The organism is Paraburkholderia sp. BR10882 (assembly GCF_040948855.1).
Classification (GTDB): Bacteria; Pseudomonadota; Gammaproteobacteria; order Burkholderiales; family Burkholderiaceae; genus Paraburkholderia; species Paraburkholderia nodosa_A.
The window spans coordinates 179616-203760 of sequence record NZ_JBFPKP010000007.1 but is presented as its reverse complement, the minus strand read 5'-3'; the positions used below and the strand labels follow the sequence as shown (position 1 = coordinate 203760).

The following is a 24145-nucleotide window of genomic DNA, read 5'->3' as shown; positions in this document are numbered from 1 at the left end:
GTATTTTCTGAACGCACGCTTTTTTTATTTCGGTGCTTTCCTATACCTTCGTTTAATACTGCGGGGGTTCCTCGGGGCGCCGGCCCATACCCCCGTAGACTACCCGCGCCGGCCGCCACGCGATATCGTGCTGACAGGTTCCCGCACGGACACGGAGGGTAGATCCATGAACGCGCCACTTCTCATCGGCCAGTATGCGAGGTCATCGGAAACCATATCGTGTGAACCGGATCGCAGCCTCGTGCTTCCCGAAGTGCTGCGCTGGACGAGTGCAACGCCCAAGGCATGGGGCACGCGCATCGACAGCCAGTGCATTCTCGTCGCGCTTTGCCTGAACCAGTCGCTCCTGACGCTGGCGATAGACGGCGTGTCATTTCATGACGGCGTCGTCGATCGAGGCGCGGTGCTCGTGATACCCGCCGGTTCCCAGATCGATGCGCGTTTCGCGACGCCGAGCGACTTCCTGCATCTTCATGTTCCGCCATACTGGCTCACCGAGTGGCTGGACAACGACGAGGTGCCGGAAATCGATTCCGTTTTGTCCGAGCCGCAGCATCTTCGCGATCCGGTGGTCTTCAAGCTGACCGGCACGCTGTTGCGCGCGATTCACGGCAAAACCTCCACGAGCACGTTTTACGCGGACGGCATCATGTTGTCCATTCTCGCGCGCCTGCTCGAAATCATGGTCCTGCGCGCCACGATCAAACCCGCTCGCGCGCCCTCTGTCTCGCCGCTCGAGGCGTGGCGCGTGAAGATGGCAATCGATTTCATCGATCAGCGTATCGACCAGAGCATGACGTCGGCCGAACTGGGCGCGGCGGTCGGTCTGTCGCCCATGCACTTTGCGGCGCGCTTTCGTGCCGCGACGGGCACCTCGCCGCATACGTTCATCCTTCGCAGACGCATCGAACACGCCCAAACGCTGCTCGCCACCACGAAGTCGACGGTCGCCGATATTGCCTTTAGCGTGGGATTCCGTACGCAGGCGCACTTCACCACCGTGTTTCGACGCCACGTCGACGATACGCCGCATCGCTGGCGCGGCAAGCACGGGGCGACGGTGCGCCTGGGAGCGCGTGACCTTGCCAACGTGGCATGTCGCGCCACGCCCGACACGCTGACGCGCTGACGCGCTACACGTGGCTTCTGTGCGGACCGTCCAGCTTCGCTTGCGCTGCCTGGAGGTCCACCGTCTCGAACCCCTCGGTGAATTGCTCATAGACGGAAACCAGCACAGTTTGGGCGTGATGCGTCTTGCCAAACCTGTGGCTCAGTCGAGCGAGGCTGGTTGCCGCGCGCAGCGCCCAGGACAGTGCGCCTTGCTGACAGGAAAGCTCGATTGCCTGCTGATACAGGCTCTCAGACAGGCCCAGCATATCGAGCGCGTCGTTCTCTTCGAGTATTTCTCCCTTGATGCGCAACAGTTCCGGCATGCACCACAACTCGTCGTGCGCGTTCGCCCATTCCAGTGCTTCCTCGACGACCGCGCGCGCTTCCACGTTGCGCCCAAACGCGCGCAGCCCGCGCGCGTAGACCCCCGCGTACATCGCATAGCGCAGACCGATATGCTCGCGCCTGTACTGCTCCAGCCCGGCACGCAGTATCGGCAGACCGGACGGCTCGCCGCACTCGATCAGCACGGCGCCGTGCAGGCAACATGCCATCGCTTCGAAAATGACGAGCCCATGCTTTGCGAGGTGGTCCTGCAAACGCTTGAGATGGGCTCGCGCCGCGACCAGATCCCCCACCTGCAGGGCGATCGGCACCGATGCAAGCGCGAGCACATAGCCGAGCGTCAACGGATGGCCGCTGGCCTGCGCGTCGCTTCTTGCTTCGTGTTCCAGCCGCAGCGCCTGATCGGCCAGCCCCTGAATCCACAACACGTTGGACAGGATGGTTCTGGAGCCGTTGCGCCAGTCGACGTGGACCGGCGAGAGTTGCGGCCGCTGGAGCGGCGCGAGATGGCGGCTCAGCACGCGCTCGAGATGTTCGCGCGTTTCCGCCTGCTTGCCCATGTGATGCCAGGTGAACGCAGTGAGCCTGTCGCCATCCGAAAGCGCGACGGCGTTGCCCGATGCCTGTGCCACGAAGCGAAAATTTTCGAGCAGTGCGTCGGCTGCGCGGTTCTTGCCGGCATAAACCAGCGCGCAACAGCCGGCAAACAATGCGCGCAACTGATATTCCTTGTCATCGAGCGCTCGCGCAATCGTCAATGCCGTTCTCCACGCGGCGTCGACCTCGGGAATCACGCCGCACGTGTACATGGCCGCTGCAGCCAGCGCCGTATGAAGCTTCATGCGATAGCGCTCGAATGCGGGCGAGCCGCCATCGATGCCCGACAACGCCTGCTGCACGCGCTTGCGGCATTCCTCGAGCGACGACAGGCGCAGCCACGCCGGGATGGCCGCTACCGTGAGCGCCGCGCCAAGCTCGGCCTCCGCCCGTGCCGCAAACGCCCAGTCGAGCGCCGCGCGCACGTCGTCGATCGCGCGCAAATGCCCCTCCACCCAGCGGCGTTCCGGCTGCGTGCTCCATTGATCCTCGGCGCGTGCGTACATGTCGAGAAAATGTCCGGCGTGACGGCGCGCGACGGTGTCCAGTTCGCCCGCGTCGGCAAGCTTGCGGCGCGCATAGTCGCGCGTCGAATCGAGCAGCCGGTAGTGCACGGTTTCGCCGCGTACGTCCGCGGTGACCATCGACTTCGCCACGAGGCTCGCGATCGCATCGATCGCATCGCGGCTGGAAATGCCGTCTCCGGCCGCCACCGCTTCGGCCGAACGCAGCACGAAGCTGCCCGCGAATATCCCGACGCGGCGCAAGACGACACGCTCGACCGCGGGCAGCAATTGATGACTCCAGTCCAGCATCGCGGCCAGCGTCCGGTGCCGCTCGGGGGCCGTGCGCCGCCCCTGCCCGAGCGCGAAAAAGCGGTCGTCGAGCAGGCCCAGCAATTCGCGCACGCCGAATGCATCGAGACGCGTGGCCGCGAGTTCGATCGCGAGCGCGATGCCGTCGAGCCGCCGGCAAATTTCGCCGACCACGGGCGCGTCGTCATCGTCGAGTTCGAAGTCGCCGCGCCTCGCGCTCGCACGCTCCATGAACAGTTGCACCGCCGGATAGCGCAGCGCAACGTCTGCGGTCAGCCCCTCAGTGGCAAGCGGGCTGGCTAGCGGCTCGAGGCGGTACACGTGCTCGCCGGCCGCCGCCAGCGGCTCGCGGCTGGTGGCGAGCACCAGCACCCGCGGCGAGGCGCAAACGATACGCTCGACGATGGCGCAGGCGGCTTCGATGACGTGCTCGCAACTGTCGAGCACGACGAGCTGTGGGCGCTCGCGCAGCGCGAAATAGCTCGCCAGCGCCGAGGCGACGTCGTTCGAATGCACGGCCAAGCCCAACGCCGCCGCGACGACATTGGGCACGAGATGCGCGTCGGCAATCGTGGAGAGGTCGACGAACCAGACCTCGTGCTCGCCCGCTTCGGCCATTTGCCGCGCGAGCGCCAACGCCACCGTCGTCTTGCCGATTCCGCCCGGACCCGCAACGGTCACGAGCCGCGCGTCGAGCAAGGATTTAAGCAGCGCCTGAATGTCGGACGCGCGCCCGAGCGGGCGCACCAGTGCCAGCGGAACAGGGTTGCCGAGGCGAGGCTCTGCGCCGCCATGCGCCTCATCCGGCGCGGGCAATACCCGTTCCACCGGTGCGACGAAGCGATAGCCACGGCCCACCACCGTGGTTAGATAACGCTGATCGTGCGGGCCTTCGCCTAGCGCCTTTCGCAACGCGGCGATTTGCACCTTGAGGTTGCCTTCCTCGACCACGGTGTTCGGCCAGGCCCGCGCCATCAATTCCTGCTTCGTGACCAGTTCGCCGCCACGCTCCACGAGCGCAACGAGAATCTCCAGCGCGCGGTTGCCCACCCGCACCGCATTGCCGCCATTGAACAGCATCCGCTGCGCGGGTATGAGCTGGAAAGCGCCGAACAGAAAGGCTTCGCCCGCGGCATCTGGATGATTGGCCACCACGCTTCACCTGATATCTGGCTGACACCGGCCAATATACCAGCATGGTCACACGACCCGCCGGATCGCCTCCCGCGCGCGCGATTGCCGCTCGGGCAGGACGCCGTGGATTTGCGGCACCACGCCCGCGCCCTCGCCGACCGCGGCCGACACGCGCTTGGTCGATCCCGAGCGCACGTCGCCGATCGCGAACACGCCGCTTACGCTCGTTTCCAGGGTGTGGCCGCCTTCGTCGCGCGCGCCATGCACCTCTGCGCCCGTCAGCACGAAGCCTTTGGCATCGGTCTCGATGCGGCACCCGTCGAGCCATTGGGTGTTCGGCTGTGCGCCGGTGAAGAGAAAGAGATGCCGTACGCTGAATGAAAGTTCACCTTGCGCGCCTTCGCACCTGACACCGGCGAGCCCACCATCGTCCTCGGCGAGGGAGGTCACTTGCGTGTCGGTATGGAGCGTCACGTTGGGTAGCCGGGCGATCCGGTCGATCAGGTACTGCGACATATGCTCCGCAAGACTGTGATCGCGCACGATGAGGTGCACATGCCGGGCATGAGACGCCAGATACACCACACCCTGTCCGGAAGAGTTGCCGCCGCCCACGACCACGACTTCCAGCCCCTGACACAGTTTCGCCTCGACCGGCGACGATCCGAAGAACACGCCCCGGCCCGTCAAGCGCTCGAGGCCTTCGATGTCCGGTTTCGCGTAGACGGCGCCACAGGCAATCACTATGGTATGCGAGGCAATGCGCTTGCCGCCGTCGAGCCCCACCGCGAGCGGGACGCCATCGCAACAAAGCGAAGTGACGCGCGTCGGAATCGAAATATGGACGCCGAACTTCTGTGCCTGCATGAAGGCCCGTCCGGTCAACGCCTCTCCGGAAATGCCGGCCGGAAAGCCCAGATAGTTCTCGATCCGGGCACTCGTGCCGGCCTGCCCGCCGGGGCCCCAGCTGTCGAACATCGCCACCGACAAACCCTCGGAAGCCGCGTACACGGCCGCCGCCAGCCCGGCGGGCCCGGCACCGACGATGAGCACGTCGTAGACATGCCCGGGGTCGAAATCGGGCAGCCAGCCAAGACGCGTCGCAAGCTCGCTCTCATCCGGTGCGCGCAGCACCGTGCCGTCCGGACAGACGACGACCGGGAAATCGGCCTCGGTTGCCGAGAGGCGTTGCAGCAGCGACACGGTTTCGGGATCTTCGCGCGCGTCGATCAGCGAATACGGATACGAGTTTCGTCTGAGCAGATCCTGCAGCGCGATCAGGCGGGCGTCGGTCGATTCGCCGATCAGCACGGGGCCGCTGCCGCGCTCGATCAAGCCGACGCGCCGTAGAATCAGCGCGCGCATGATCTTCTCGCCCAGTTCGGCCTCCATGACAAGCAGCCTGCGTAGATCCTCCGACTGAATCACGATGGCGGTCGTGTTTTCGATGACGACGCCGTCGCCAAGGCACGGATGATCGAACAGCTGCGCGATCTCCCCCATGAACTGACGCGGACGATACTCGAAGGTGCGATGGACACGGCCCAGCGCATCGCGCCGGATCACACGCACATGCCCTTCGAGCATGACGACGAGGCCGGGAGCCGGGTGTCCCATCGAGAACATCAGTTCGCCGGCCCGCCACTGCATCACCGTGCCGAACGCGCGCGCCGTTTCGATTTCGCGCTCCGGCAGCAGCGGAAACATCTGCTCCTGCGGGCTCGACAGCACCGAGATCGGCGCATCGGTATCCGTCGAGCGGGTCATTTCCGGTTGGTCGTTTTCCATCGATGCCTCAATTCGCCATGAGCGTTCAGAAGGCGAGCGCGGCGAGCGCCGCCTCGGCAACCTCGATGTCCTGCTCGACGGTTCCCGCACTCGTGCCCACTGCGCCAATGACGTTCCCTTTGAAAACGATCGGGATACCCCCGCCGAAGATCACCACTTTGCCGGCGTTCGATTCCTGTATGCCGTAGAGCGGCTTTCCCGACTGGGCGAGCGTCGCCAGATCGGCGGTCGCCGTGTCGAAGATCCGGGCGGTCGCTGCCTTGTCGATCGCAAGATCGATGCTGCCGATCAACGCGCCGTCCTGGCGAAGAAACGCGATCAGATGTCCGCCCGCGTCGACCACCGCGATGTTGTACGCAATGCCAAGGCTCGCGGCTCGCTCCTCCGCGGCGCAAACCATCTTCTTCGCATCTTCCAGCGTGAGGCTATCGTAGGATCGTGGCATGTCACCCTCGAGTATCCGTACCGTGTCATGTGACGCTCTGCTAACGATAATCAGACACGCTGATTCGCGCCGGATCCCATGCGAGTTCGCAAAAGACCTTGCAACGGGAAAACGACGATGCCGCGTTGCGCCACTCAGAAACTCAGGTCGTGCAGCTCGCGGACCCTGTCGATCAGCCACTGAAAGAACGACTCCTCCGACTGCGCGGCAGGCTTTGAGGTGCCCATCCTGTCGAGCGTCTGTTGACGACGCGATAGCAGTCCGCACATCGACTGGACGATATGCGGGTAGTTCTTGAAGAGGGGCGTCAGCGCATCTTTTTTCGCGCGATAGATCACGCCATTCGTGAGGGCCGTGACCGTCACGCGTGCCGGCAAGCCTGCAAGCAAGCCGTCTTCGCCACACGTTTCGCCCGGCCCGAACCGCGCCACCTCGATCTGTTCCGCGCCTTTGCTGGTCACCGCGGAGAGCACGCCGGAATCGACGATCATGAGCGCGTCGGACACGCTGCCCGATGTGATCAGCACCTCGCCCGCTTCGTAGGCGTGGCAGGACAGCGCCTGTGCGAGTCGCGCGAGTTCTTCGAGCGGCAAGGCGGCGAACAGTTGAACGCGGCGCAGCACGTCGATGCGCCCATCGCCCGAGCCCGCCGTCGGGTCGCGCGGGCGGGAATCGCCGGGGGCTCTGAGGTCGACCCCGGCCGCAGCGAGATGCCGATAGCAAAGATCGTAAAGCTCGTTGGACACCGCGGCTTTCTTGCCCATGTCGTCGACAAAGGCGGTCACTTCGTACGAGAGCGACTGGACGCTCGCCCCCTTCACGAGCACCGACGGCGCGGGGTCGGCGAGCACCGCGCGCACGCCCTCGAGCGCGAGACGGAGCGCATCGAGTACGACACCGGGCCGCGCCTCGGGCGTGATTTCGAGCGTGATGGTCAGGCCGTGCAGCGCCGCGGGGCGGCTGCTGTTGGTGATCTTCGCCTTCGCGGCCACGGCGTTCGGCACGATGATGACGTCGCCCTGCCCGGTCAGCAAATGCGTTGCGCGCCAGTTCATCTCCAGCACCCTGCCTTCCACGCCGTCGATGGAAACCCAGTTGCCGACTTCATATGGCTCGGTGGTATTGATCACGATGCCCGCAAAGACGTCGCTGAGCGTACTCTGGATCGCGAGGCCCAGAACGATCGCGAGCGCGCCAGACGTGGCAACGAGACCACGCACCGGCAGTTCGAGAACGAAGGCCAGCGAGGCGACCACGGCGGCAAGAAACGCGACCGCGCCGAATACGTCTTCGAAGAGCCGTTGACGGCGCCACGTCTCCGGCAGGAACAGGGTATCGAGCACGATGCTCAAAAGGCGCGCGCCGGTCAGCCACCAGATGATCTCGAGCACCGCGCCCGCCACATGCAGCGCGCGAGAGCCTTCGAACGGCGGCTGGGAGAAAGGACTCAGCCCCGAACTGAACAGCAGCGCACTCAGCGCCCCATAGATGCACAGTCGCGTGAGGAGTCTCGCCACTTCGTTGCGCGGCACGGCGCTGCGCCACACCGCGACGTCGATGGCCACCAGCGCGAAGCCGAAGATCAGCGGATTGTCCACACCGGCTCCCAGGGTCAGTCGAGCGCAATGAGCGTGTTTTTCAGGCGTGACTGAATGAAGTCGAGAAAGCACTGAATGCGGATGGAGAGCGTCAAGTTGCGGTAGAACACCGCGTGCACTGGTTGCAGCTCGTTGTTCAAGGCCTCGAACGTCAGTTTCACGAGGCGGCCGGCGGCGATGTCCTGCGCGGTCATGAAGTTGGCAAGACAGGCGATACCCTGCCCCGCCAGCGCCAGTTGACGGATCGTCTCGCCGCTCGAGGCGCTCAAGGCAGGACGCACCTGAAGACACTTTCCGTCGGCGCTGCGCATGGGCCAGACGTTGCGCCACTCGCGCTCCGTGAAGCCAATCAGCAAGTGGCCGGCCAGGCCCTGAACACTCGCAGGTTCGCCGTGGCGAACGATGTATTCGGGGCTGGCCACCACCTGCATTTGCACCGCGCCCAACGGCCGCGCGCGCAGCGTCGAATCGCTCAACGCGCCCGTGCGAATTGCAATATCGGTGCTCTCGGCCAACAGGTCGATGTTGAATTCGCTCGTGTTGAGCTGGAGTTCGATGTCGGGATAAATGCGGCGGAATTCCCCGATGTGCGGCACGATCGCATGCAGCATGAAAGCGGACGCGGCATTGATGCGCAACCTTCCCACCGGCGCTTGCAGGCGCCATGTGAGACGCTCTTCGAGGTCTTCCATGCGGTGCAGAATTTCCCTGGCATGGCCGAGGTAGAACGCGCCTTCCTCCGTGAGATGCATGCGGCGCGTCGTGCGGTTGAGCAGAGTCGCACCGACCTTCTCTTCCAGCTTCGACAGCGTACGGCTGACCGCCGAGGGGGCAAGGCCAAGGCTTTGCGACGCCGCTGTAATCGAACCCGATTCGACAACGCTGACGAAGATGGTGAGATCCTCAGAGGTGGCTTTCATGGGAATGACACGCAGGCTGCGCCATGACCTGTCCAACCTATTTCACGCGGGGAATACGTCGGCTATTGCATGCAGACGTCCCGATAGTCGACAGTGCGCCGATAGACATTTCGGCCGAGCCACGGGACGAAGGTAAATTCCATATACGCATCGCTGCAAACGATGATCCAGTTGTGTAACGTCACTTTCTCAGACTGATACATGTTTACTGACTCCAGAAGACCCGCCGCGTGAGCCACATGCCGGCGCTCCTCACGACGATTTCAGAGTAGTCGTCCGCTGAAGGCAAGTCCACGCTACCATGGCATACGTCAATCGCCGCCCGCCGTGCAGGCACTATACGTTCGTATGGGAAGCATCGTCGCTCGACGCGAACGAATCGACCATCGGCGCACCCGCCTCGCAAAACTCGAATCGGCGGGACCCTAAACCTTGGTATAAGCCTTATACGGATTGCGCGAGCGCTTCGAACCCATCGTAGGGCTATGCGTCTGCCACGCGCCGCATTATCCTGGTCCCTGCCTGATTCACGTCTACGCGTACGGAGGCCATCTTGGGGAACCCTGCCTTGTTTATGCCGATGAGAGTTGGCAATCTCGAGCTGGCAAACCGCATCATCATCGCGCCGATGTGCCAGTACTCCGCGAAGCACGGCTGCATGAACGACTGGCATGTCGTGCATCTGGGCCACCTGGCCATCTCCGGCGCGGCGCTGCTCACCATCGAAGCGACGGCCGTGGTGCCCGAAGGCCGTATCACCTACGCGGACGTGGGGCTCTACGACGACCAGACGGAAGCCGCGATGCGGCGCACGCTGGAGGCGATCCGTCACTGCTCGGACGTCCCCGTCGGCATTCAACTGAGTCATGCCGGGCGTAAAGCCTCAACGGAGGTGCCGTGGAAAAAGCCCGCTCAATTCCCGCCTGACCACGCGCTCGGCTGGCAAACCGAAGCGCCCTCGCCGGTGGCGTATGCAGAAAACTACGTTCCACCTGTCGAACTCGATCACGAAGGGCTTCGCCGTGTGCGTCACGCGTTTGTCGCCGCGACGCATCGCGCACATCGCATCGGCATCGACCTGATTCAGCTGCATATCGGCCACGGCTATCTTCTGCACCAGTTTCTTTCGCCGCTCTCGAACCGGCGCACCGACGAATACGGCGGCACGCTCGAAAACCGCATGCGTTTTCCGCTCGAAGTATTCGACGAGGTTCGCGAAGCCTTTCCCCGCAACAAGCCGGTCACCGTGCGCGTATCGGGCACCGACTGGGTCGAAGGCGGCTGGGATATCGAGCAGACCATCGCATTTTCCGCGGCGCTCGAAGCGCGCGGGTGTGACGCCATCCACGTCACGAGCGGCGGCCTGCACCCCGACCAAAAGATTCCAGTGGGACCCAATTACCAGGTGCCGCTCGCGCGTGCGGTCAAGGCAACCGTTTCGATGCCGGTCGTCGCAGTTGGATTGATCACGGGCTTCGAGCAAGCCGACGCCATTGTGTCGACCGGAGACGCCGATTTTATTGCGCTGGCCCGGGCGATACTCTACGACCCGCGCTGGCCCTGGCACGCCGCGGCGGACCTTGGCGCGCATGTTCGCGCGCCGAAGCCCTATTTGCGCTCGCAGCCTCGCCGCTTCAGAGACCTCTTTGAAAGCGAGTGAGCACAGACAATATGGTTAACTGGCGGCTTCGAGCGCGGTCAGCACCTTGACGTCCGGTGCAGAAAGCAGCCAGTTCACGACCTTGGCCCGATAGTTCTGATAGTGCGCGCTCGCCCTGTGCGCATCCATTGCGGCAGGACCGTCGTAGGTCTCGAACAAATGGAAGCTCGTTGGCCCTTCCGAAATGCGATAGAGGTCGTAACGCAAGTTGCCGGGCTCCTTGCGCGACGCGCTCACCATCCTGAGCAATTCTTCCTCCACGTCCTCAACATGCTCCGGCCTGGGGACGATGCTCGCGAAAACGCTGATATTCATAAGCTGGACCTCGAGAATCATTGAGCACATGCTGCAACCGGCCATCACTTCTCGCCGAACGCTTCCATTCTTTCCCGATACTCGCCGGGAACATGCAGCCTGCCGTTGAGATGGCCATCCAATGCGATCCCCATCGATAGCGACGTGTCGTCGATGGCGTTCAGAAGGCGCTTCGCCGCGCGCTGCGCCGACGGCGAGAGCGCGAGCAATTCGGACACCATCTCGTCGGTGGCGCTCTCCAGATCGCTATCGGGCACGAACTCCGTCGCAATGCCCCAGTCATAAGCCTGCGGCCCGGGAATCTGGCGCGAACGCATCACGATATCCTTGGTGCGGCACGTTCCCACCATTTTCTGGAGCCGGGCCGCGCCTCCCGATCCCGGCAACTCGCCGAGTCTGCGTTCGGACAACGCATATAACGTCGTCTCAGTTGCAAGACGAAAATCGCAGGCCAGCGACAGCTCGAATCCCACCCCAAAGCAGTAGCCGCGATTCGCGGCGATCACGGGCTTGCCGCAGCGCGCAGGCGCGGACACGCTCCATGCCAGCCGCGAAATGCGCTCCGTAGAGGCTTCGCTGAGTCCACTGAAATCGCCACCCCCCGAAAAATGCTCGCCTGCCGAACGAAGTACGATCACGCGAACCCGGGGGTCTTCGTCCAGTGCCTCGAACACCACGCGCAATTGTTCACGCTCTTCGAGGCTCACGATATTGAGTGGCGGCCGCTGCAACACAATATCGGCGCGAGCATTCGAGTCCGCGAATTCCAGACGAAATCCATCGAGCTTGCTGAGCAAGATCTGCCCCGGGTGAACGATCTGGACCATGAATCTGCCTCTCGCGTCTGCATGTCGAAGGATTTGAATAGACCGCATCCATCGTGAATGGATGGGCAAGCCGAATGATCAACTGAACGCCGGGTGTTGAGCCCAATATGCCACCCGCGCACCTGGACAGGAAGTTAAAAGTGGTAAAGCGTCGTAGTATCGCGCTCGGCCGGCAACCCGTGCGATCGGAAGCGATACGCCGCTTAAAATGCGGTGCGATTGGGAAAGACTTAGGGAGACGAAGCAGCTGAAAATGCTCCTGGAGGGCGACGTTCAGACGCCATTCCCACGAGGCGTAACCCCTCTTTCTTCCAAGGAGCACAGCGATGTTCTTACGCAAGCTTTTGCCCATCGTGGCTTTGACGGTCACTTCCGCTCTTGCTGTCGGCCCGTCATTGGCTCAAACCGACGCGTCGGCGCCCACATCGACAACGGTCAGCAAAAAGACCATCCGGGCCCAGAATCGCCAACTCGAAAACCAGGTGAGGCGCACGCTCACGAAGACCAAGGATCTTGACGCGGGCGGCATCATCGTCGTCGCGCGCAGCGGCAAAATCACGCTCGACGGGACGGTACCGGATGAGGATCAGATCCAGCTCGCCGGCACGGCTGCCGCCGGCGTACCGGGCGTGTCGAACGTGACCAACAACGTGCGTATGCGCGAAGCCGGCCACTGATGTGCGTGGTTTGGGGTTCGGGCGGCGGCTGCATGCGCCGCCCCAGGTTCGTCAATTAGCGCGGAGCAGATCGTGCGACGTCCCGTCGATGATTCCGAGCATCTCCGCCTTGGAGAGGAACTCGCTGAGGGTCTTTGTTCCGAGGCGTCGCATGCCCTCGCCGCGATAGATCTTCACCGTGATTTCCGTGATGCCCAACTCGTCGGCGATCTCGCGATTCGATGCGCCACAAGCAACGCAATGCATGACCTGCCTCTGGCGCGGCGTCAATTCGAGCCAGCGGCTTTTGACGTCCTGCGCCGCCGCGACATCCTCGATCCGTCGCCGATCGAGGTCGACCGCTTCCGCTATCGCCTCGAGCAGATCCTGGTCGCGCACGGGCTTGGTGAGGAAATTGACCGCACCGGCCTTCATCGCTTTCACTGTCATCACGATGTCGCCATGACCCGTGATGAAAATGACGGGATGCGCAATGCCGCGCTGCGAAAGTGCCTGCTGCACCATCAGCCCGCTCGCGCCGCGAAGGCGAACGTCCAGCACGATACACGCGGGACTGCGAATAGTGCCGCTTTCGAACGCGTCGATCAACGCCTCGCCGCGTGAGAACGCACTTGCCTTTATTCCCACCGACCTCAGCAATTGCTCGAGCGACTCCCTGACGTCGTCGTCGTCGTCGACCAGGAAGACCGTTGGCGCCTCACCGCCGTGGGTGACCGCATGCTTATCGCTCACTAAAGTGCCCCAAAGGGATTCGACAAAGCTAATATATACCGGCGTTATCGCCACCGCCATGCGAACCCGTTAGCGCAATCAAATCAGTGAGGCGCCACACAACCTCGTATACGGCGCATCGGTATGAGGATAGTTATTTAGGCCGTACGTGCCGGAATCATGTGTGCTTTGCCAATTGCGCCTTGAGCGCGTCAAGTCCGCCTTCATAGATTTGCGCGAAAAGGCGCGACGCTTCCTGCTCCGTCACGCCAACCGGCACAAACTTGCCCGACCACTCCACGCGACAGGTCATTGCACCCTTCTCCACCACGCTCAATGTCGAAACATAATCGCTCACTGGAAAGGGCGCTTTCAGGATCGCATAGCTGTAGCTGCGCGAAGCTTCGCTAAACGAAAGCATGCGCTCGACAATCGGATCGCCATCTGGATTGGCGAGATGACGCACACGGCCGCCATCAGTCAATTCGCTCTTCGGTATATAGGGCAACCAGTCGGGTAACGAACCGAACCCACCGATCAATTGCCAGACCGTTGCGGCCGGCAACGCGACTTCGAGCGCTGCGAAAGCTTCCGCCATGATGTCCCCCTACTTGCTGTCGATGGGTAACGGCGCCAGCGGCGATACCAGGCCCTGCTCCCGCATCTCGCGCCAGAAGTCATGAGGAATCGGCACCTTCAGCGCGGCGACATCTTCCGCGATACGCTCGGGCCGGCTCGCGCCCGGTATGACCGCGGCCGTGGCTGGATGCGCGAGCACGAACTGCAGGGCCGCTGCCTTGACGGGAATCGCGTAGCGTTCCGCGAGCGCCCGAATTCGCGCGACCTTTGCAAGGATTTCCGGTGAAGCCTTCTGATATTCGAAATGCGTGCCGCCGGCCAGCACGCCCGAGCTATACGGGCCACCCACGACAATGTCGACCCCTTTCTCGAGCGCGGCGGGCATCAACCGCTGCAGCGCGACTTCGTGATCCAGAAGCGTATAGCGCCCCGCCACCAGCATGCCATTGGGCTTCGCATCAGCCAGCCCGAGCGTCAACTCGATCGGTTCGACGCGATTCACACCGAGGCCCCAACCTTTGATGACGCCCTCGTCGAGCAGCTTCGACAACGCGCGAAATGCGCCGGTGTGCGCCACTTCGAATTCCTTGAGCCACGCGTCGCCATGGAAGTCCTGCGCGATATCGTGGACCCAGACGAAATCGATGCGATCGACCTGAAGACGTTTCATGCTGTCTTCGAGCGATTGCATGGTGCCGCGCTCTGAGTAGTCGTAGAGAATCTTGTTCGGCAGTGCAAATTCGAACAGTCCGCCCTTTTCGCCAAAATCCCGCTTGCCGGTTTCGACTTCATCGAGAATCAGGCGGCCGACTTTGGTGCTGAGAATATAGTCGTCGCGTTTGTGCTTCGACAGCGCTTTGCCGATACGCAACTCGGAAAGCCCTGCGCCGTAAAACGGTGCGGTATCGAAATAACGTACACCCTGCTGCCACGCCGACTCGACCGTTTCCAGCGCTTCTTCCTCGGGAATATTGCGGAACATGTTCCCGAGTGGGGCGGCGCCAAATCCCAGCGGACCGTTCAACAAACTGCTTCGAATACTCATCTCTGACTCCCACTCTGGTATGAGTCTCCCTGGTAGTTGTCCGAACGATACCGCCGCGTCGCACGCAATACCAGCCATACGAGCGGCTGTGGCGTGACGTGGAAAGCGCTTCTGTCTAATACTTTCGTTTAACTCAAGAAAAATTATTTCTGGCGCGTGCGTGAATCGGCGCAATGGATCAGACGATGGTGTGCTATGAGCGGCGGCGTGTCGGCGTGCGAGGCACTACGCCCAGCATTTGCGCCTGGCGGACAAGTTCGACCACCGAATGAATGCCCATCTTGCGCATGACCTGTCCGCGATGCAATTTCACCGTGATCTCGCTGACATGCATTTCCTCGGCGATCTGCTTGTTCAGCAGACCGGCTAGCACGAACTCCAGCACCTCGTGCTCTTTCGGCGTGAGCGCTTCGAAACGTTGGCGCAGTTCGGCCAGTGCGGAGTCCGAAGAGAGGCGTGCCGCGTCGCGCATGAGCGCCTGCGCCACCGCATCGAGCATGTCCTGCTCACGAAACGGCTTCGTGAAGAAGTCCACCGCTCCTGCTTTCATCGCTTTGACCGACATCTCGACGTCGGCATAACCGGAGATGAAAAGGATCGGAATATGCGGCGCGATTTTCGCTATGGACCGCTGGAACGCGAGCCCGTTTTCTCCCTTCAGCCGCACGTCGAGAATGAGGCAGCTCGGCACATCGTCGCGCGCAAAATTGACGAACGCGTGCGGCGAATCGAAAAGCTCCACACGATGTCCAACCGAGCGAAGCAGGCCGCCTAGCGCGAGTCTCATTTCCTCGTCGTCGTCGATCACATAGACAACCGACGGCCCTGGCGTGCCGCTGTTGTCCGCTGTAGTCGACCTGGCCATGATAGTCATCCGACTTTCCTCGGGCGTCACGACGCTCGCGTGTCGCGGCAGGCGATTGCACCGCTCAGCGTACGCTGCATACGTAAGAAAACGATTAAGGACCGACGACTCCACCCCGATTCCATTGTAGCAGCGCGCTAAAACTCCAAACCGGCCAGATGACAGCCGATATTATACGAACGTATGGTTATCGAAAGTTGTTTGTCGGACTAGTCTACGAGGCAGATCTTCTGTTCCCCATTAGGTGCACATCGTGACGCCTGTCGCCCTTGTTTCCATAGTCGAAGACGACGAATCCATGCGCATTGCAACGGCGAGCGCCATACGGTCGATGGGTTGGGAAGTCCTGACATTCGAATCCGCGGCCGCGTTTCTGGATTCGGGCGCCGTTAGCCAAACAAACTGTCTGATCAGCGACGTCAGTATGCCGGGCATGTCGGGCATCGAAATGCATGCCTGCCTGCTGGCCAACGGCTACGCGCCTCCCACCATCTTCCTCACGGGCTATCCCACCGCACGCGACGAAGCCGCTGTCCTCGCCAACGGCGCGCTGGCCTACCTGCCCAAACCTACGGACTTCGATATCGTCGCAAGGAGCGTCAAATGTGCGCTTGATAAAGCGAGGTCTCCACGCGCGGATTGAAGCCCCGCGCCTTCTTTAGTTCACTTCCATTCAGACCAGGCGGCGCGCGCCAAACGTGAAGGCGAAAACCAGCAGCCCCGCGAGCGTCAACGCAAAACCCGCCCAAACCGCGGACAGCAGGCCCCACCCGGCTCCGATCGCCAGCGCCCCGGCCCAGGCGCCAAGCGCATTCGCGACGTTCAGCGAAGCGAGATTCATGGCCCCCATCAGCGTCGCGGCTTCAGGCGCGAGTGCCGTGAGACGAACCTGGATGGTCGGAATGGCGCCCATCATGGTCGCACCGATACCAAGCAGCGAAAGCATCAGCACCCACACCGAGTCGCCGAACAGCGCCAGCAGCGCTAATACGACGAGCGCAGAACCGAAGCCCAATAACAGTCCCATCGCGTTGTGCTTGTCGGCAATGTGCCCTCCCGCGGCATTGCCGAGCGTCATGCCGATACCGAAGAGCGCCAGTGCAACGGGAATCGCCGATGCGTGCAACCTGGCGACGTCGGTAACGAAGGGTCCAATGAACGTGTAGACCGCAAAGATACTGCCGACACCCAGCGCGGCGACGCTCATCATGACCCAGACCGACGGCTTGCGCAGCGCGCCGAGTTCCTGCTTCAACGGGCCGCCATTCAACGCATCGTTCACCGGCACCCAGGCCCACAACGCGGCAAGCGCGAGCAGCGCCAGCACGCCGACGGCAATATACGTTTCCCGCCAGCCGAGTCTCTGCCCGAGGAATGTCGCGAGCGGCGAACCGAATATCGTCGCTATCGTCAGCCCGGTCATCACGAATGCAAACGCCTTGCCCGACGCGCCGGGCCCAACGATATACGACGCCACAAAAGCGCCGGCGCCGAAATACGCGCCTTGTGGCAAACCGCTGATGAACCGGGCGACTGCGAGCATGCCGATATGGGTCGCCGCGGCGGAAAGCAGGTTGCCCGCGGCGAACACCGCCATCAGGATCAGCAAGAGCGTTCGCCGGTTCAGCCTTGCCGCCGCCAACGTCAACACCGGCGCGCCAATGACGACGCCAAACGCATAGGCCGTGACCGCATGGGTCGCGCGCGGAATACTGATATCGAGGTCCGACGCGAAGAGCTGCAGAATGCCCATGCTCGCGAACTCCGAGGTGCCGATGCAAAAGCTCCCGAGCGCAAGGGCAAACAACGTGCGGCCACGCTTGTCTGCCTCCGACTCCTTCGTGCAATGGATTTCAACGGCTTCGCACTCCGCCGCGTACGCTTTTTCATGCATGGCAAATCCCACGGTCGATCACAGGCCTCTATCGCCGCGCCGCAGTTCCTCAAAGCTTAGAAACGGCGCCGGTGAAATGACAGTAAATTTCGGTTAAAAAAGGTAGCTCCGCTACGTCGGGCTTCGCGCCTCTATTCCGGGCCGCGCGGGCCCGTTTTTCTGCGCAATTTGCGCGTCCATCGAGAAAGAACACTTGCTACACCGCCTCCATACTGGCTTCGCGTAGTCGATCGTGTTCTACCCGAAGTCGTTGAGGTTGTCATGAAAGCCGAAGACAGTTACTTTGCACACGCGGAATTCCCGCACTCCTTTGTCGACATCGATACGAGTGAAACCACCCTGCCCCAACGCATTGCGCTGGGAACGATGTCGAAGGCGTCGATCGTCATGGTCTGGCTGTGGGCGCTCTTCGAAACCCGCTGGGAACTCGCAGGCGAGACGGAGGTGCTTCCTGTCGCGGCGTTGCTCGTCGCCAAAGTGATCCTCACCGTCATCGTGATCTGGACACTGCGCCGCGCCCATCTTGCGCTCGCCGTGTTTTCGTTTTGCTGTGCCGTGAGCATCATCGTCATCGCCATGGCGCTGCCGCGTATGTACTCGCTTTCGCCGTGGTTCTTTTGCCTCTCGCTGGTTGAAACCGTCCTCAAGACGGCGGCACTGGCCTCGCTCGCGTTCGACTACTTGCGCCCGGACAGAAGGGTCGAGGAAGCCGAGCCGCACTGGCGGACGAGGTAGGCCCGGCTATGCCTGCTCGCGTGTGCGTCAGCCGATCGTATCGACGATCCCGCCTTCCACTTTCAGTGCAGCGCCCGTCGTGGCCGAAGCCTGCTGCGAGCAGACGTAGATCACCATATTGGCCACTTCTTCGGTCGTCGCGGCGCGCCGGATAATCGACGAACCGCGCGTATTGATGACAAATTCGTTGAGCACCTGATCCGGCGTCTTGCTTTGCGCTTTCGCGGTTGCGGCGACCATATCGAGCGCGCCTTCGGAGAGCGTCGGCCCGGGCAATACCGCGTTCACGGTCACGCCGCTATTTGCGGCGAACTTTGCGACGCCCCGTGAAATGCTCAATTGGGCCGTTTTCGTGAAGCCGTATGCGAGCATATCGGGCGGTATCGCCAGTCCCGATTCCGACGAAATGAACACGATTCTGCCCCAGCGCCGGCGCATCATGCCGTCGAGATAGGCGCGCGTCATGCGCACGCCCGACATCACGTTGACCTGGAAGTAGCGCTCCCATTCCGAGTCCACCGTGCTCAGGATATCGCCGGGCCCGAAGAAGCCAAGGTTGTTCACGAGGATGTCCGCTTCGGGCACCTGCTCGACAAACGCAGTGACGCCTTCGAGCGTGCCGAGGTCACACGCCACGCCGCTGACGTTCGCGCCCGGCACGCTGGCTTTGATACGCGCGATGGCGCTGTCCACTGCGTGCTGTTTGCGTCCATTAACGATCGTCAGTGCGCCGCTTGCAGCGAGCCCCGTTGCGATTGCAAGCCCGATACCGGAACTGGACCCGCTGACCACCGCACTCTTGCCACTCAAATCGATATTCATCTCGACCTCCATGAAAACATTGGCGAGAAACTCGCGTTGACTGCCTACGCGAACCGTTCGCTAAATATTAAGACATGCCAATCGATTTGTCAGAGAGGGGGGTCTATGCGCCGATTCGGGCAAAGCCGCAACTTGCAGCGCTTTCTGGAAAGCCACGACGGGCACGCAATGCGAATATGGCTTTGCCGTGATTCAGGCCACTCGAGGAGTATGAACATGAAGCTCATGAAAGCAACCATTCTTTTTGTCTTTCTGGTGCCCGTGCTTTCTCAGGCGCAATCCGCCATGCCGGCAAACGACTCCCAGAGCGGGTCTCCGGGTATGCAACAAATGCAGAACGGAAATACACCAGGCAATGGCGAATGTGTGGGTCCGCACAGTTACTGCAACTTGTTCACCGGAAGTTAGCGGCATAAGACAGTGCAGCTTGACGGCTTCGTCTACACGGCGGGATCAGCGAAATGGATTTGCGTATTCTCACGATAGTCGTCGTCCAGCTCGGACTATCGCCCGCCGCTTCTCTCGCCCAACAGGCGTCAGGTCCATGCACGCGAGCCGAGGTGCTGCAGCATCTCTATGACCTGGAAAGCGAAGGCTTTTGGCCCACCCAGGCGTCCGAACTTCGCTTCCCTCTCAACATCGAGGCGGCCGAAGCCCGCCTCGCTGCCCGGCAAGCGGCACAGACGCAAGGCAGCGGCGATCCGCCAGCGCAATCCCCCACGAACCAGACTCATTGCTTTCGCTGATCATTCGCGCGCGACTTCCTGCGTGGCTCCATGGCGGTTTTTGCCTCGGTCGGCGCGAACAAACCGGGAAGCCGTTCGGCGTAGCGCCGTGTGATCTGCTCTAGCTCACCGCCATCGGCAAGTTTTTGCAGCGCATAAGCGCGCGTGGTATTGAGCAAGCGATATCGAGTGGTCGAACCGCTCACGTCGGCTGACAGGAGCGATTTTTCGACGAGCTGGGCCACGCTGCCAATCACATCGCTCGTGGTGATCTCTCCATCTTCTGCGAGCGCGCTCGCAGCTTCGAGCGTAAACGGACTCGCGAACAAGGAAAGGCGTCGCAGTATCGTACGCTCCACTCTCGGCAACAGCTCGTAGCTCCATTCGAGCGCGGCTGCGAGCGTCCGATGACGCAACAGCGTCGTACGCCGGCTCTGATTCAACAACCGTCTGTTGTCGTCGAGCAGCAAGGACAGCCCGCGCAGACCGAATGCATCGAAGCGCGTCGCGACCAGTTCGATCGCGAGAGGCAGGCCGTCCAGATTGCGACAGATCTCTCCGACGATCGGCGCATTCTCGTCGCTCAGTGCGAATCCCTGCTGGCCCGCAGCGGCGCGGTCGACGAACAGCTGGACAGCGGAGAACGTCAACGCCTCCGACGCCGTGAGCCCGACAGCGTCGGGTGGACTCGGCAACGGCAGCAACCGGTGCAAATACTCGCCACTGGCGCGCAGCGATTGACGGCTCGTCGCCATAATGGCGACATTCGGTGCGCCTCGCATCACCTGTTCCACGAACAGCGCCGCCTCGTCTATCACGTGTTCGCAGGTGTCGAGCACGATCAGCATCTGCCGCTCGCGTAGATGTGCCATGATTGCCGACTGTTTATCGGTACTGCGAATGATCAGACCGAGCGCACCGGCAACGGTGGCAATGAATGCGCCCGGTTCCGCTACCGACCCTAGATCGACGAAGCTCACGCCGTGCGCATAGTTCTCGCACGCTCCTTGCGCCGTACACAGCGCCACGGCCGTCTTGCCGATGCCGCCGGGGCCGACCACCGTCACGAGGCGTTGGCGCGACAAGGCATCGCCGAGCCTCTCGATGGCGTCTGCGCGACCGATCGTGTGGGTCGGTATCGCCGGAAGGCGGCAGGCGGCCAGAGCCGCGCCGTTGCGCCGCGCCGTCACCTTTTGCTCGATGTACTCGACCGGGGCGACGAAGGTGTAGCCTCGTCCGCTGATCGTGGCGAGATACCGGTTTCCGCGCAGGCCGTCTCCAAGCGCCCTGCGAAGCGCTGCGATATGGACTTTGAGATTGCCCTCGTCGACCACGGCGTCTGGCCACGCGCGCGCAATCAGGTCGCTCTTGCTGACCAGTTCGCCCGCATTCTCGACGAGCGCCGTGAGAAGAAGCAGCGCGCGGCTGCCGATATGCACAGGCGCTCCATCCTCGAGCAGCAATTGCTGCCCGGGAATCAAACGGAACGGGCCGAACGAGAAGGAGCCCGCAGCGCCCGGCGACCGGGCTGAAGCGGTCGGGCGCGGTTTCATGGCAGCCAACCGCCAAAGACTGACCGGCATCGCATGGTGCCCTCCTGAGTCGCGAAGCATGCGCCGGCAAAGCGGATCAACGATGTCTCGCCGCCTGCCCGGCTTGCCTTCATTGAAGGCAAGGGTTGCGGGCTCGTACAGCGCGCCGGCTTGCATTTGCAGGAATTCACGCGAATCTCGCAGGATTCGACGCCATGGCGGCCGGATGCCGCTCAAGGCGTATGAGTACAACGCGGGATTCGAGGCACGGCTAACGCGTGACGCGCGGCCGCCGCATCGTTAGGGCAATTGAACTGAAGAATCTACGACTGGCTCGATGCGACCAGGATGCGGCTGTTCACGATCCGCACCCGGTACGGCTTCAATTGCGGGCCGCTGGGGTTGATTCCGCGCCCGCTATGTGCACAAAACTCCCAGCGGTGATTCGGGCACACAACGACGCCATTGGCGAATTCGCCGTCGCTGAGGCGGCCGCCCATGTGCGGGCAACGGTTCTCATATGCGAGAACCGCACCGTCGATATTGATCATCAGCAGCGGACCAAGAACTGACTCTACAGCGACCATCTCGCCGATCCAGAGGTCGTTGGCGTCCATGACGTCGATCCAGGAGGGGTCCTGCACCATTACATCCCCGGTTCGGTCGTCTCCATCACATTGAGCGTCGGCTTGCCGCGAAACTGGTTCGCGTATTGGCTCGGGGCCTCGCCAAAATAGCTGGTAAATGCCTTCACGAAATGCGACGGACTCGCATAGCCCGTGCGAGCAGCGGCTTCGCTCACGCCCCAGCCCTCTCGAATCATCAAGACGCGTGCGCGCTCTAGCCTCAACTGCTTGAGGAAGTGATACGGCGAGACACCGATAACCTCCTTGAACGAATGGGCGAGCGTCGACGTGCTCGCCCCCACCGCGCGGGCGATGTCGTCGATGGTGATAGATTTGTTGAACTCGGACTGCATATAGCGAATCGCCGCGAAAACCTTGCGCGACGTTTTTCCGTACAGTGCTGCCGTCACGAGGCGCGGCGCCTGGTCCTGACGTAGCAGCCGGAAAACGATCTCCCGCAGAAAAAGCGGTCCAAGCAGGCGGCGCTCACTATCGTCGTCGAGCGTCTTCAGAAAGCGTATGACCGCGTCGCGCAGGTCGCCGTCGAATTTCGACACGTAGGCTTCTTCCTCCTCATCCGTGCCTGCCTGGGCTTCCAGCCCGGGCAGGCTTTCGATCAACACTTCGGCGACCGCCGCCGCCGGAATCTGCAAGATCATCGAAAGAAACGGTTGCGCAGGAGAGCCTTCGAGAATCTCAGCCTGCAACCGCGTCGCTCGATTGATCAGAAAATAGTTTGCGGGGTCGAAGAAGTATCTGCGTCCATTGATCGTCACGCGTTTGCGTCCCTGCACAACAATGCAGAACGCCAGCGAGGCCGTCTGATCCCAGTGCGGCGCCACCGGGCTTTCGAAGCGGTAGAACGTGAGTCCGGTCCATCGGCACGGATTGGCGCCCGGGGCCATAGCGTATTTTTCGAACAGTGCGATCAGCGGGTCGCTGAGCAGGGGCGCCATGTATTGCGGCGACGCCGATGGTTGCGCGGGGTCTTTCGCGGCAACAACGGTCTTCTCCAGGTCTTCGGTAATGCCGGCCGCCTCCAGGGACGCCGCAATGGCATTGCGGGCCGCCTCGAGCGTCTTCAGTTCTTCCTGCCCCGGCGACGACACGCTGGTGAGCAACGTCGCGAGGCCGCCGGCGGCATCCTCGGCGCGGCCGCGCCACTTTTTGACCCAACGCGCGAAACTTCCGACGTTATCCGGGTTGCGCGCGATCGCAAAACGAGCAAGCGCGCAACTCCAGCGCGCGGCGCGAGCCGAATCCCTGGCCAGGTTCGTGAGGAGCAGCCAGGTCAGGTCGTCGCGATTCTTGCGCGCAACGTTCCCGAGTTGCGCCAGCAGAACTTCGTCGAGCGCCGGGCGCAACACGAGATTCACCGCGGTCAGGCACTCGGCCCAATCGTAAGTGATCAGCGCGGTCTCCAACGCCTTCCTGGCGGGCTGCCAGCCCAGATCTGCCTCCCAGATGCGCCGCGCGTCGACCAGCACATGAACGTCGGGACGCGCGAGTTGCAGCTGGCGCGTGCGGTACGCAATCAGCGAGCCGCGCCGCAACAGGTCGCCGGCCGCGAATGCAGCGCAATTCGTGATGTACGACGAAGGGGCGATCGTGCCCAGGTAGGCTTGCGTCATCTGCAGCCCGTGAACCGGATAACGGGTTGGTATGAGCACATGTGCCAGCGTGTCCAGCCAACGCGCCGAGACGTCGCTGTCATGCGCCGTGCGCTCGTATTGGTCGAGCACACCTTTCATGACGCTTTCCTGTTCGTCCTGGGTCGTTACGTACTTGCGATACGTCATCTCGTCCGGGTCGCGGAATTCGTTCCACTCCGCAACCTGCACCGGCGACTTGTCGCGATACGTCAAGTACCACATGTTGGCCGGCGTGGTCGGATTCAACTCGAAGGCAGCCGTTCGGCGCTTGCGCAGCGTGTAATTCACTTCGTGCGTGACGATTTCATATTCGCTCGGCACGCGGCGCATCTCGCCGAACACACTCCATGTGCGCAACGGTTTCGCTTTCGCATTCGAGGCGGAGTCATCCATTATCAGCATCCTTATGTTCAGCGCCTATGCGTTGCACGTTCGACATCAGACCGGTACTGCCATGTCACTTCGTCCGACGTCGTCTCGATGCGGCCGGCAAACGAAGCGAGCATCTGCTCCAGTTCGCGCATCTGGTACGGCCTTCCGACCTGCCGTTCGATCGAATCCCGGCTCACGCGAAGAAACCCTTCCGCCTGTACCCTTATGTATGCGCCGCGATCGACAAGCTCGATCTCCCGATCCGGGTTGTCCTCCACGATGGCGCGCACCACCGCATCGACGTCGTCGACCATGCGCAGCACGGGTCCCACCAGGTTCGTTGAGCGCGTCATTTC

The 24145-nt window shown here is 62.2% G+C and carries 24 protein-coding genes; 7 read left to right on the top strand and 17 right to left on the bottom strand.

What is annotated here, in order from left to right; translation table 11 throughout:
- Positions 1-166 precede the first annotated feature (166 nt).
- Positions 167-1129, top strand: a complete 963-nt coding sequence (locus AB3X99_RS19920; protein ID WP_368617888.1) for a helix-turn-helix domain-containing protein — start codon at positions 167-169, stop codon at positions 1127-1129.
- Positions 1130-1133: 4 nt separating this feature from the next.
- On the opposite strand, the gene AB3X99_RS19915 is transcribed toward AB3X99_RS19920, so the two are convergent.
- From AB3X99_RS19915 to AB3X99_RS19895, 5 genes are all read right to left on the bottom strand, one after another.
- Entirely contained in the window at positions 1134-4019 is a 2886-nt protein-coding gene (locus tag AB3X99_RS19915; RefSeq protein WP_368617887.1) for a winged helix-turn-helix domain-containing protein, read from the bottom strand.
- 48 nt (positions 4020-4067) lie between these two features.
- A complete protein-coding gene (locus tag AB3X99_RS19910) occupies positions 4068-5789 on the bottom strand; it encodes an FAD-dependent oxidoreductase (RefSeq protein ID WP_368617886.1) in 1722 nt (573 codons plus the stop codon).
- Between the two features lie 25 nt (positions 5790-5814).
- Positions 5815-6234: a heme-binding protein gene (locus AB3X99_RS19905; RefSeq protein ID WP_368617885.1), complete on the bottom strand. Its 420-nt coding sequence runs from the start codon at positions 6232-6234 to the stop codon at positions 5815-5817.
- A gap of 134 nt (positions 6235-6368) precedes the next feature.
- On the bottom strand, positions 6369-7832 hold the full coding sequence (locus tag AB3X99_RS19900) for a mechanosensitive ion channel domain-containing protein (RefSeq protein WP_368617884.1): 1464 nt from the start codon (positions 7830-7832) through the stop codon (positions 6369-6371).
- A 14-nt stretch (positions 7833-7846) separates the two neighbouring features.
- On the bottom strand, positions 7847-8752 hold the full coding sequence (locus AB3X99_RS19895; RefSeq protein ID WP_368617883.1) for a LysR family transcriptional regulator: 906 nt from the start codon (positions 8750-8752) through the stop codon (positions 7847-7849).
- Positions 8753-9332: 580 nt separating this feature from the next.
- On the opposite strand from AB3X99_RS19895, the gene AB3X99_RS19890 reads away from it, so the two are divergent.
- Positions 9333-10412 (top strand): NADH:flavin oxidoreductase/NADH oxidase, encoded by a 1080-nt coding sequence (locus tag AB3X99_RS19890; protein ID WP_368617882.1) that lies wholly within the window; start codon positions 9333-9335, stop codon positions 10410-10412.
- Between the two features lie 15 nt (positions 10413-10427).
- Here the strand turns inward: AB3X99_RS19890 and AB3X99_RS19885 are convergent, their stop codons facing one another.
- Entirely contained in the window at positions 10428-10727 is a 300-nt protein-coding gene (locus AB3X99_RS19885; RefSeq protein ID WP_368617881.1) for a putative quinol monooxygenase, read from the bottom strand.
- Between the two features lie 44 nt (positions 10728-10771).
- Positions 10772-11554 (bottom strand): enoyl-CoA hydratase/isomerase family protein, encoded by a 783-nt coding sequence (locus AB3X99_RS19880; RefSeq protein WP_368617989.1) that lies wholly within the window; start codon positions 11552-11554, stop codon positions 10772-10774.
- Between the two features lie 326 nt (positions 11555-11880).
- On the opposite strand from AB3X99_RS19880, the gene AB3X99_RS19875 reads away from it, so the two are divergent.
- Positions 11881-12231: a BON domain-containing protein gene (locus AB3X99_RS19875; protein ID WP_368617880.1), complete on the top strand. Its 351-nt coding sequence runs from the start codon at positions 11881-11883 to the stop codon at positions 12229-12231.
- A 51-nt stretch (positions 12232-12282) separates the two neighbouring features.
- On the opposite strand, the gene AB3X99_RS19870 is transcribed toward AB3X99_RS19875, so the two are convergent.
- The 4 genes from AB3X99_RS19870 to AB3X99_RS19855 all read right to left on the bottom strand — a co-directional run bounded on the left by AB3X99_RS19870 (position 12283) and on the right by AB3X99_RS19855 (position 15431).
- Positions 12283-13023 (bottom strand): response regulator transcription factor, encoded by a 741-nt coding sequence (locus tag AB3X99_RS19870; RefSeq protein ID WP_368617879.1) that lies wholly within the window; start codon positions 13021-13023, stop codon positions 12283-12285.
- A gap of 97 nt (positions 13024-13120) precedes the next feature.
- A complete protein-coding gene (locus AB3X99_RS19865; RefSeq protein WP_368617878.1) occupies positions 13121-13540 on the bottom strand; it encodes an SRPBCC family protein in 420 nt (139 codons plus the stop codon).
- 9 nt (positions 13541-13549) lie between these two features.
- Entirely contained in the window at positions 13550-14566 is a 1017-nt protein-coding gene (locus AB3X99_RS19860; RefSeq protein ID WP_368617988.1) for an aldo/keto reductase, read from the bottom strand.
- A gap of 193 nt (positions 14567-14759) precedes the next feature.
- On the bottom strand, positions 14760-15431 hold the full coding sequence (locus tag AB3X99_RS19855; RefSeq protein ID WP_368617877.1) for a response regulator transcription factor: 672 nt from the start codon (positions 15429-15431) through the stop codon (positions 14760-14762).
- A gap of 253 nt (positions 15432-15684) precedes the next feature.
- On the opposite strand from AB3X99_RS19855, the gene AB3X99_RS19850 reads away from it, so the two are divergent.
- Complete coding sequence (locus AB3X99_RS19850; protein ID WP_368617876.1) at positions 15685-16074, top strand: response regulator transcription factor; 390 nt, start codon at positions 15685-15687, stop codon at positions 16072-16074.
- A 30-nt stretch (positions 16075-16104) separates the two neighbouring features.
- Here the strand turns inward: AB3X99_RS19850 and AB3X99_RS19845 are convergent, their stop codons facing one another.
- Entirely contained in the window at positions 16105-17325 is a 1221-nt protein-coding gene (locus AB3X99_RS19845) for an MFS transporter (RefSeq protein ID WP_368617875.1), read from the bottom strand.
- A 261-nt stretch (positions 17326-17586) separates the two neighbouring features.
- Here AB3X99_RS19845 and AB3X99_RS19840 point away from each other — a divergent pair, with 261 nt between their 5' ends.
- Complete coding sequence (locus AB3X99_RS19840) at positions 17587-18060, top strand: hypothetical protein (RefSeq protein ID WP_368617874.1); 474 nt, start codon at positions 17587-17589, stop codon at positions 18058-18060.
- Between the two features lie 27 nt (positions 18061-18087).
- Here the strand turns inward: AB3X99_RS19840 and AB3X99_RS19835 are convergent, their stop codons facing one another.
- Positions 18088-18882 carry an SDR family NAD(P)-dependent oxidoreductase gene (locus AB3X99_RS19835; RefSeq protein WP_368617873.1) on the bottom strand — a complete coding sequence of 265 codons (795 nt, stop codon included), beginning with the start codon at positions 18880-18882 and terminating at the stop codon, positions 18088-18090.
- A 216-nt stretch (positions 18883-19098) separates the two neighbouring features.
- Between AB3X99_RS19835 and AB3X99_RS19830 the strand changes: the two genes are divergently transcribed.
- Both AB3X99_RS19830 and AB3X99_RS19825 read left to right on the top strand, forming a co-directional pair.
- Positions 19099-19290 (top strand): hypothetical protein, encoded by a 192-nt coding sequence (locus AB3X99_RS19830; RefSeq protein WP_368617872.1) that lies wholly within the window; start codon positions 19099-19101, stop codon positions 19288-19290.
- Between the two features lie 53 nt (positions 19291-19343).
- On the top strand, positions 19344-19628 hold the full coding sequence (locus AB3X99_RS19825) for a DUF4148 domain-containing protein (RefSeq protein WP_368617871.1): 285 nt from the start codon (positions 19344-19346) through the stop codon (positions 19626-19628).
- Here the strand turns inward: AB3X99_RS19825 and AB3X99_RS19820 are convergent.
- The 4 genes from AB3X99_RS19820 to AB3X99_RS19805 form a co-directional block, all read right to left on the bottom strand.
- Complete coding sequence (locus AB3X99_RS19820; protein ID WP_368617870.1) at positions 19613-21160, bottom strand: winged helix-turn-helix domain-containing protein; 1548 nt, start codon at positions 21158-21160, stop codon at positions 19613-19615. The genes AB3X99_RS19825 and AB3X99_RS19820 overlap by 16 nt on opposite strands.
- A gap of 302 nt (positions 21161-21462) precedes the next feature.
- On the bottom strand, positions 21463-21786 hold the full coding sequence (locus AB3X99_RS19815; RefSeq protein ID WP_368617869.1) for a Rieske (2Fe-2S) protein: 324 nt from the start codon (positions 21784-21786) through the stop codon (positions 21463-21465).
- Positions 21786-23810, bottom strand: a complete 2025-nt coding sequence (locus AB3X99_RS19810) for an AraC family transcriptional regulator N-terminal domain-containing protein (protein ID WP_368617868.1) — start codon at positions 23808-23810, stop codon at positions 21786-21788. The genes AB3X99_RS19815 and AB3X99_RS19810 overlap by 1 nt, the downstream gene beginning before the upstream one ends.
- Positions 23811-23827: 17 nt before the next feature.
- A complete protein-coding gene (locus tag AB3X99_RS19805; RefSeq protein ID WP_368617867.1) occupies positions 23828-24142 on the bottom strand; it encodes an MmoB/DmpM family protein in 315 nt (104 codons plus the stop codon).
- Positions 24143-24145: the final 3 nt, after the last annotated feature.

Excerpts from the sequence above, each read along its gene's own strand:
- AB3X99_RS19920 (WP_368617888.1), top strand. The coding sequence starts at position 167 with ATGAACGCGCCACTTCTCATCGGCCAGTATGCGAGGTCATCGGAAACC.
- AB3X99_RS19910 (WP_368617886.1), bottom strand. The coding sequence starts at position 5,789 with ATGGAAAACGACCAACCGGAAATGACCCGCTCGACGGATACCGATGCG.
- AB3X99_RS19905 (WP_368617885.1), bottom strand. The coding sequence starts at position 6,234 with ATGCCACGATCCTACGATAGCCTCACGCTGGAAGATGCGAAGAAGATG.
- AB3X99_RS19895 (WP_368617883.1), bottom strand. The coding sequence starts at position 8,752 with ATGAAAGCCACCTCTGAGGATCTCACCATCTTCGTCAGCGTTGTCGAA.
- AB3X99_RS19890 (WP_368617882.1), top strand. The coding sequence starts at position 9,333 with ATGAGAGTTGGCAATCTCGAGCTGGCAAACCGCATCATCATCGCGCCG.
- AB3X99_RS19885 (WP_368617881.1), bottom strand. The coding sequence starts at position 10,727 with ATGAATATCAGCGTTTTCGCGAGCATCGTCCCCAGGCCGGAGCATGTT.
- AB3X99_RS19880 (WP_368617989.1), bottom strand. The coding sequence starts at position 11,554 with ATGGTCCAGATCGTTCACCCGGGGCAGATCTTGCTCAGCAAGCTCGAT.
- AB3X99_RS19875 (WP_368617880.1), top strand. The coding sequence starts at position 11,881 with ATGTTCTTACGCAAGCTTTTGCCCATCGTGGCTTTGACGGTCACTTCC.
- AB3X99_RS19870 (WP_368617879.1), bottom strand. The coding sequence starts at position 13,023 with ATGGCGGTGGCGATAACGCCGGTATATATTAGCTTTGTCGAATCCCTT.
- AB3X99_RS19865 (WP_368617878.1), bottom strand. The coding sequence starts at position 13,540 with ATGGCGGAAGCTTTCGCAGCGCTCGAAGTCGCGTTGCCGGCCGCAACG.
- AB3X99_RS19860 (WP_368617988.1), bottom strand. The coding sequence starts at position 14,566 with ATGAGTATTCGAAGCAGTTTGTTGAACGGTCCGCTGGGATTTGGCGCC.
- AB3X99_RS19855 (WP_368617877.1), bottom strand. The coding sequence starts at position 15,431 with ATGGCCAGGTCGACTACAGCGGACAACAGCGGCACGCCAGGGCCGTCG.
- AB3X99_RS19845 (WP_368617875.1), bottom strand. The coding sequence starts at position 17,325 with ATGCATGAAAAAGCGTACGCGGCGGAGTGCGAAGCCGTTGAAATCCAT.
- AB3X99_RS19840 (WP_368617874.1), top strand. The coding sequence starts at position 17,587 with ATGAAAGCCGAAGACAGTTACTTTGCACACGCGGAATTCCCGCACTCC.
- AB3X99_RS19835 (WP_368617873.1), bottom strand. The coding sequence starts at position 18,882 with ATGAATATCGATTTGAGTGGCAAGAGTGCGGTGGTCAGCGGGTCCAGT.
- AB3X99_RS19830 (WP_368617872.1), top strand. The coding sequence starts at position 19,099 with ATGAAGCTCATGAAAGCAACCATTCTTTTTGTCTTTCTGGTGCCCGTG.
- AB3X99_RS19825 (WP_368617871.1), top strand. The coding sequence starts at position 19,344 with ATGGATTTGCGTATTCTCACGATAGTCGTCGTCCAGCTCGGACTATCG.
- AB3X99_RS19820 (WP_368617870.1), bottom strand. The coding sequence starts at position 21,160 with ATGAAACCGCGCCCGACCGCTTCAGCCCGGTCGCCGGGCGCTGCGGGC.
- AB3X99_RS19815 (WP_368617869.1), bottom strand. The coding sequence starts at position 21,786 with ATGGTGCAGGACCCCTCCTGGATCGACGTCATGGACGCCAACGACCTC.
- AB3X99_RS19810 (WP_368617868.1), bottom strand. The coding sequence starts at position 23,810 with ATGGATGACTCCGCCTCGAATGCGAAAGCGAAACCGTTGCGCACATGG.
- AB3X99_RS19805 (WP_368617867.1), bottom strand. The coding sequence starts at position 24,142 with ATGACGCGCTCAACGAACCTGGTGGGACCCGTGCTGCGCATGGTCGAC.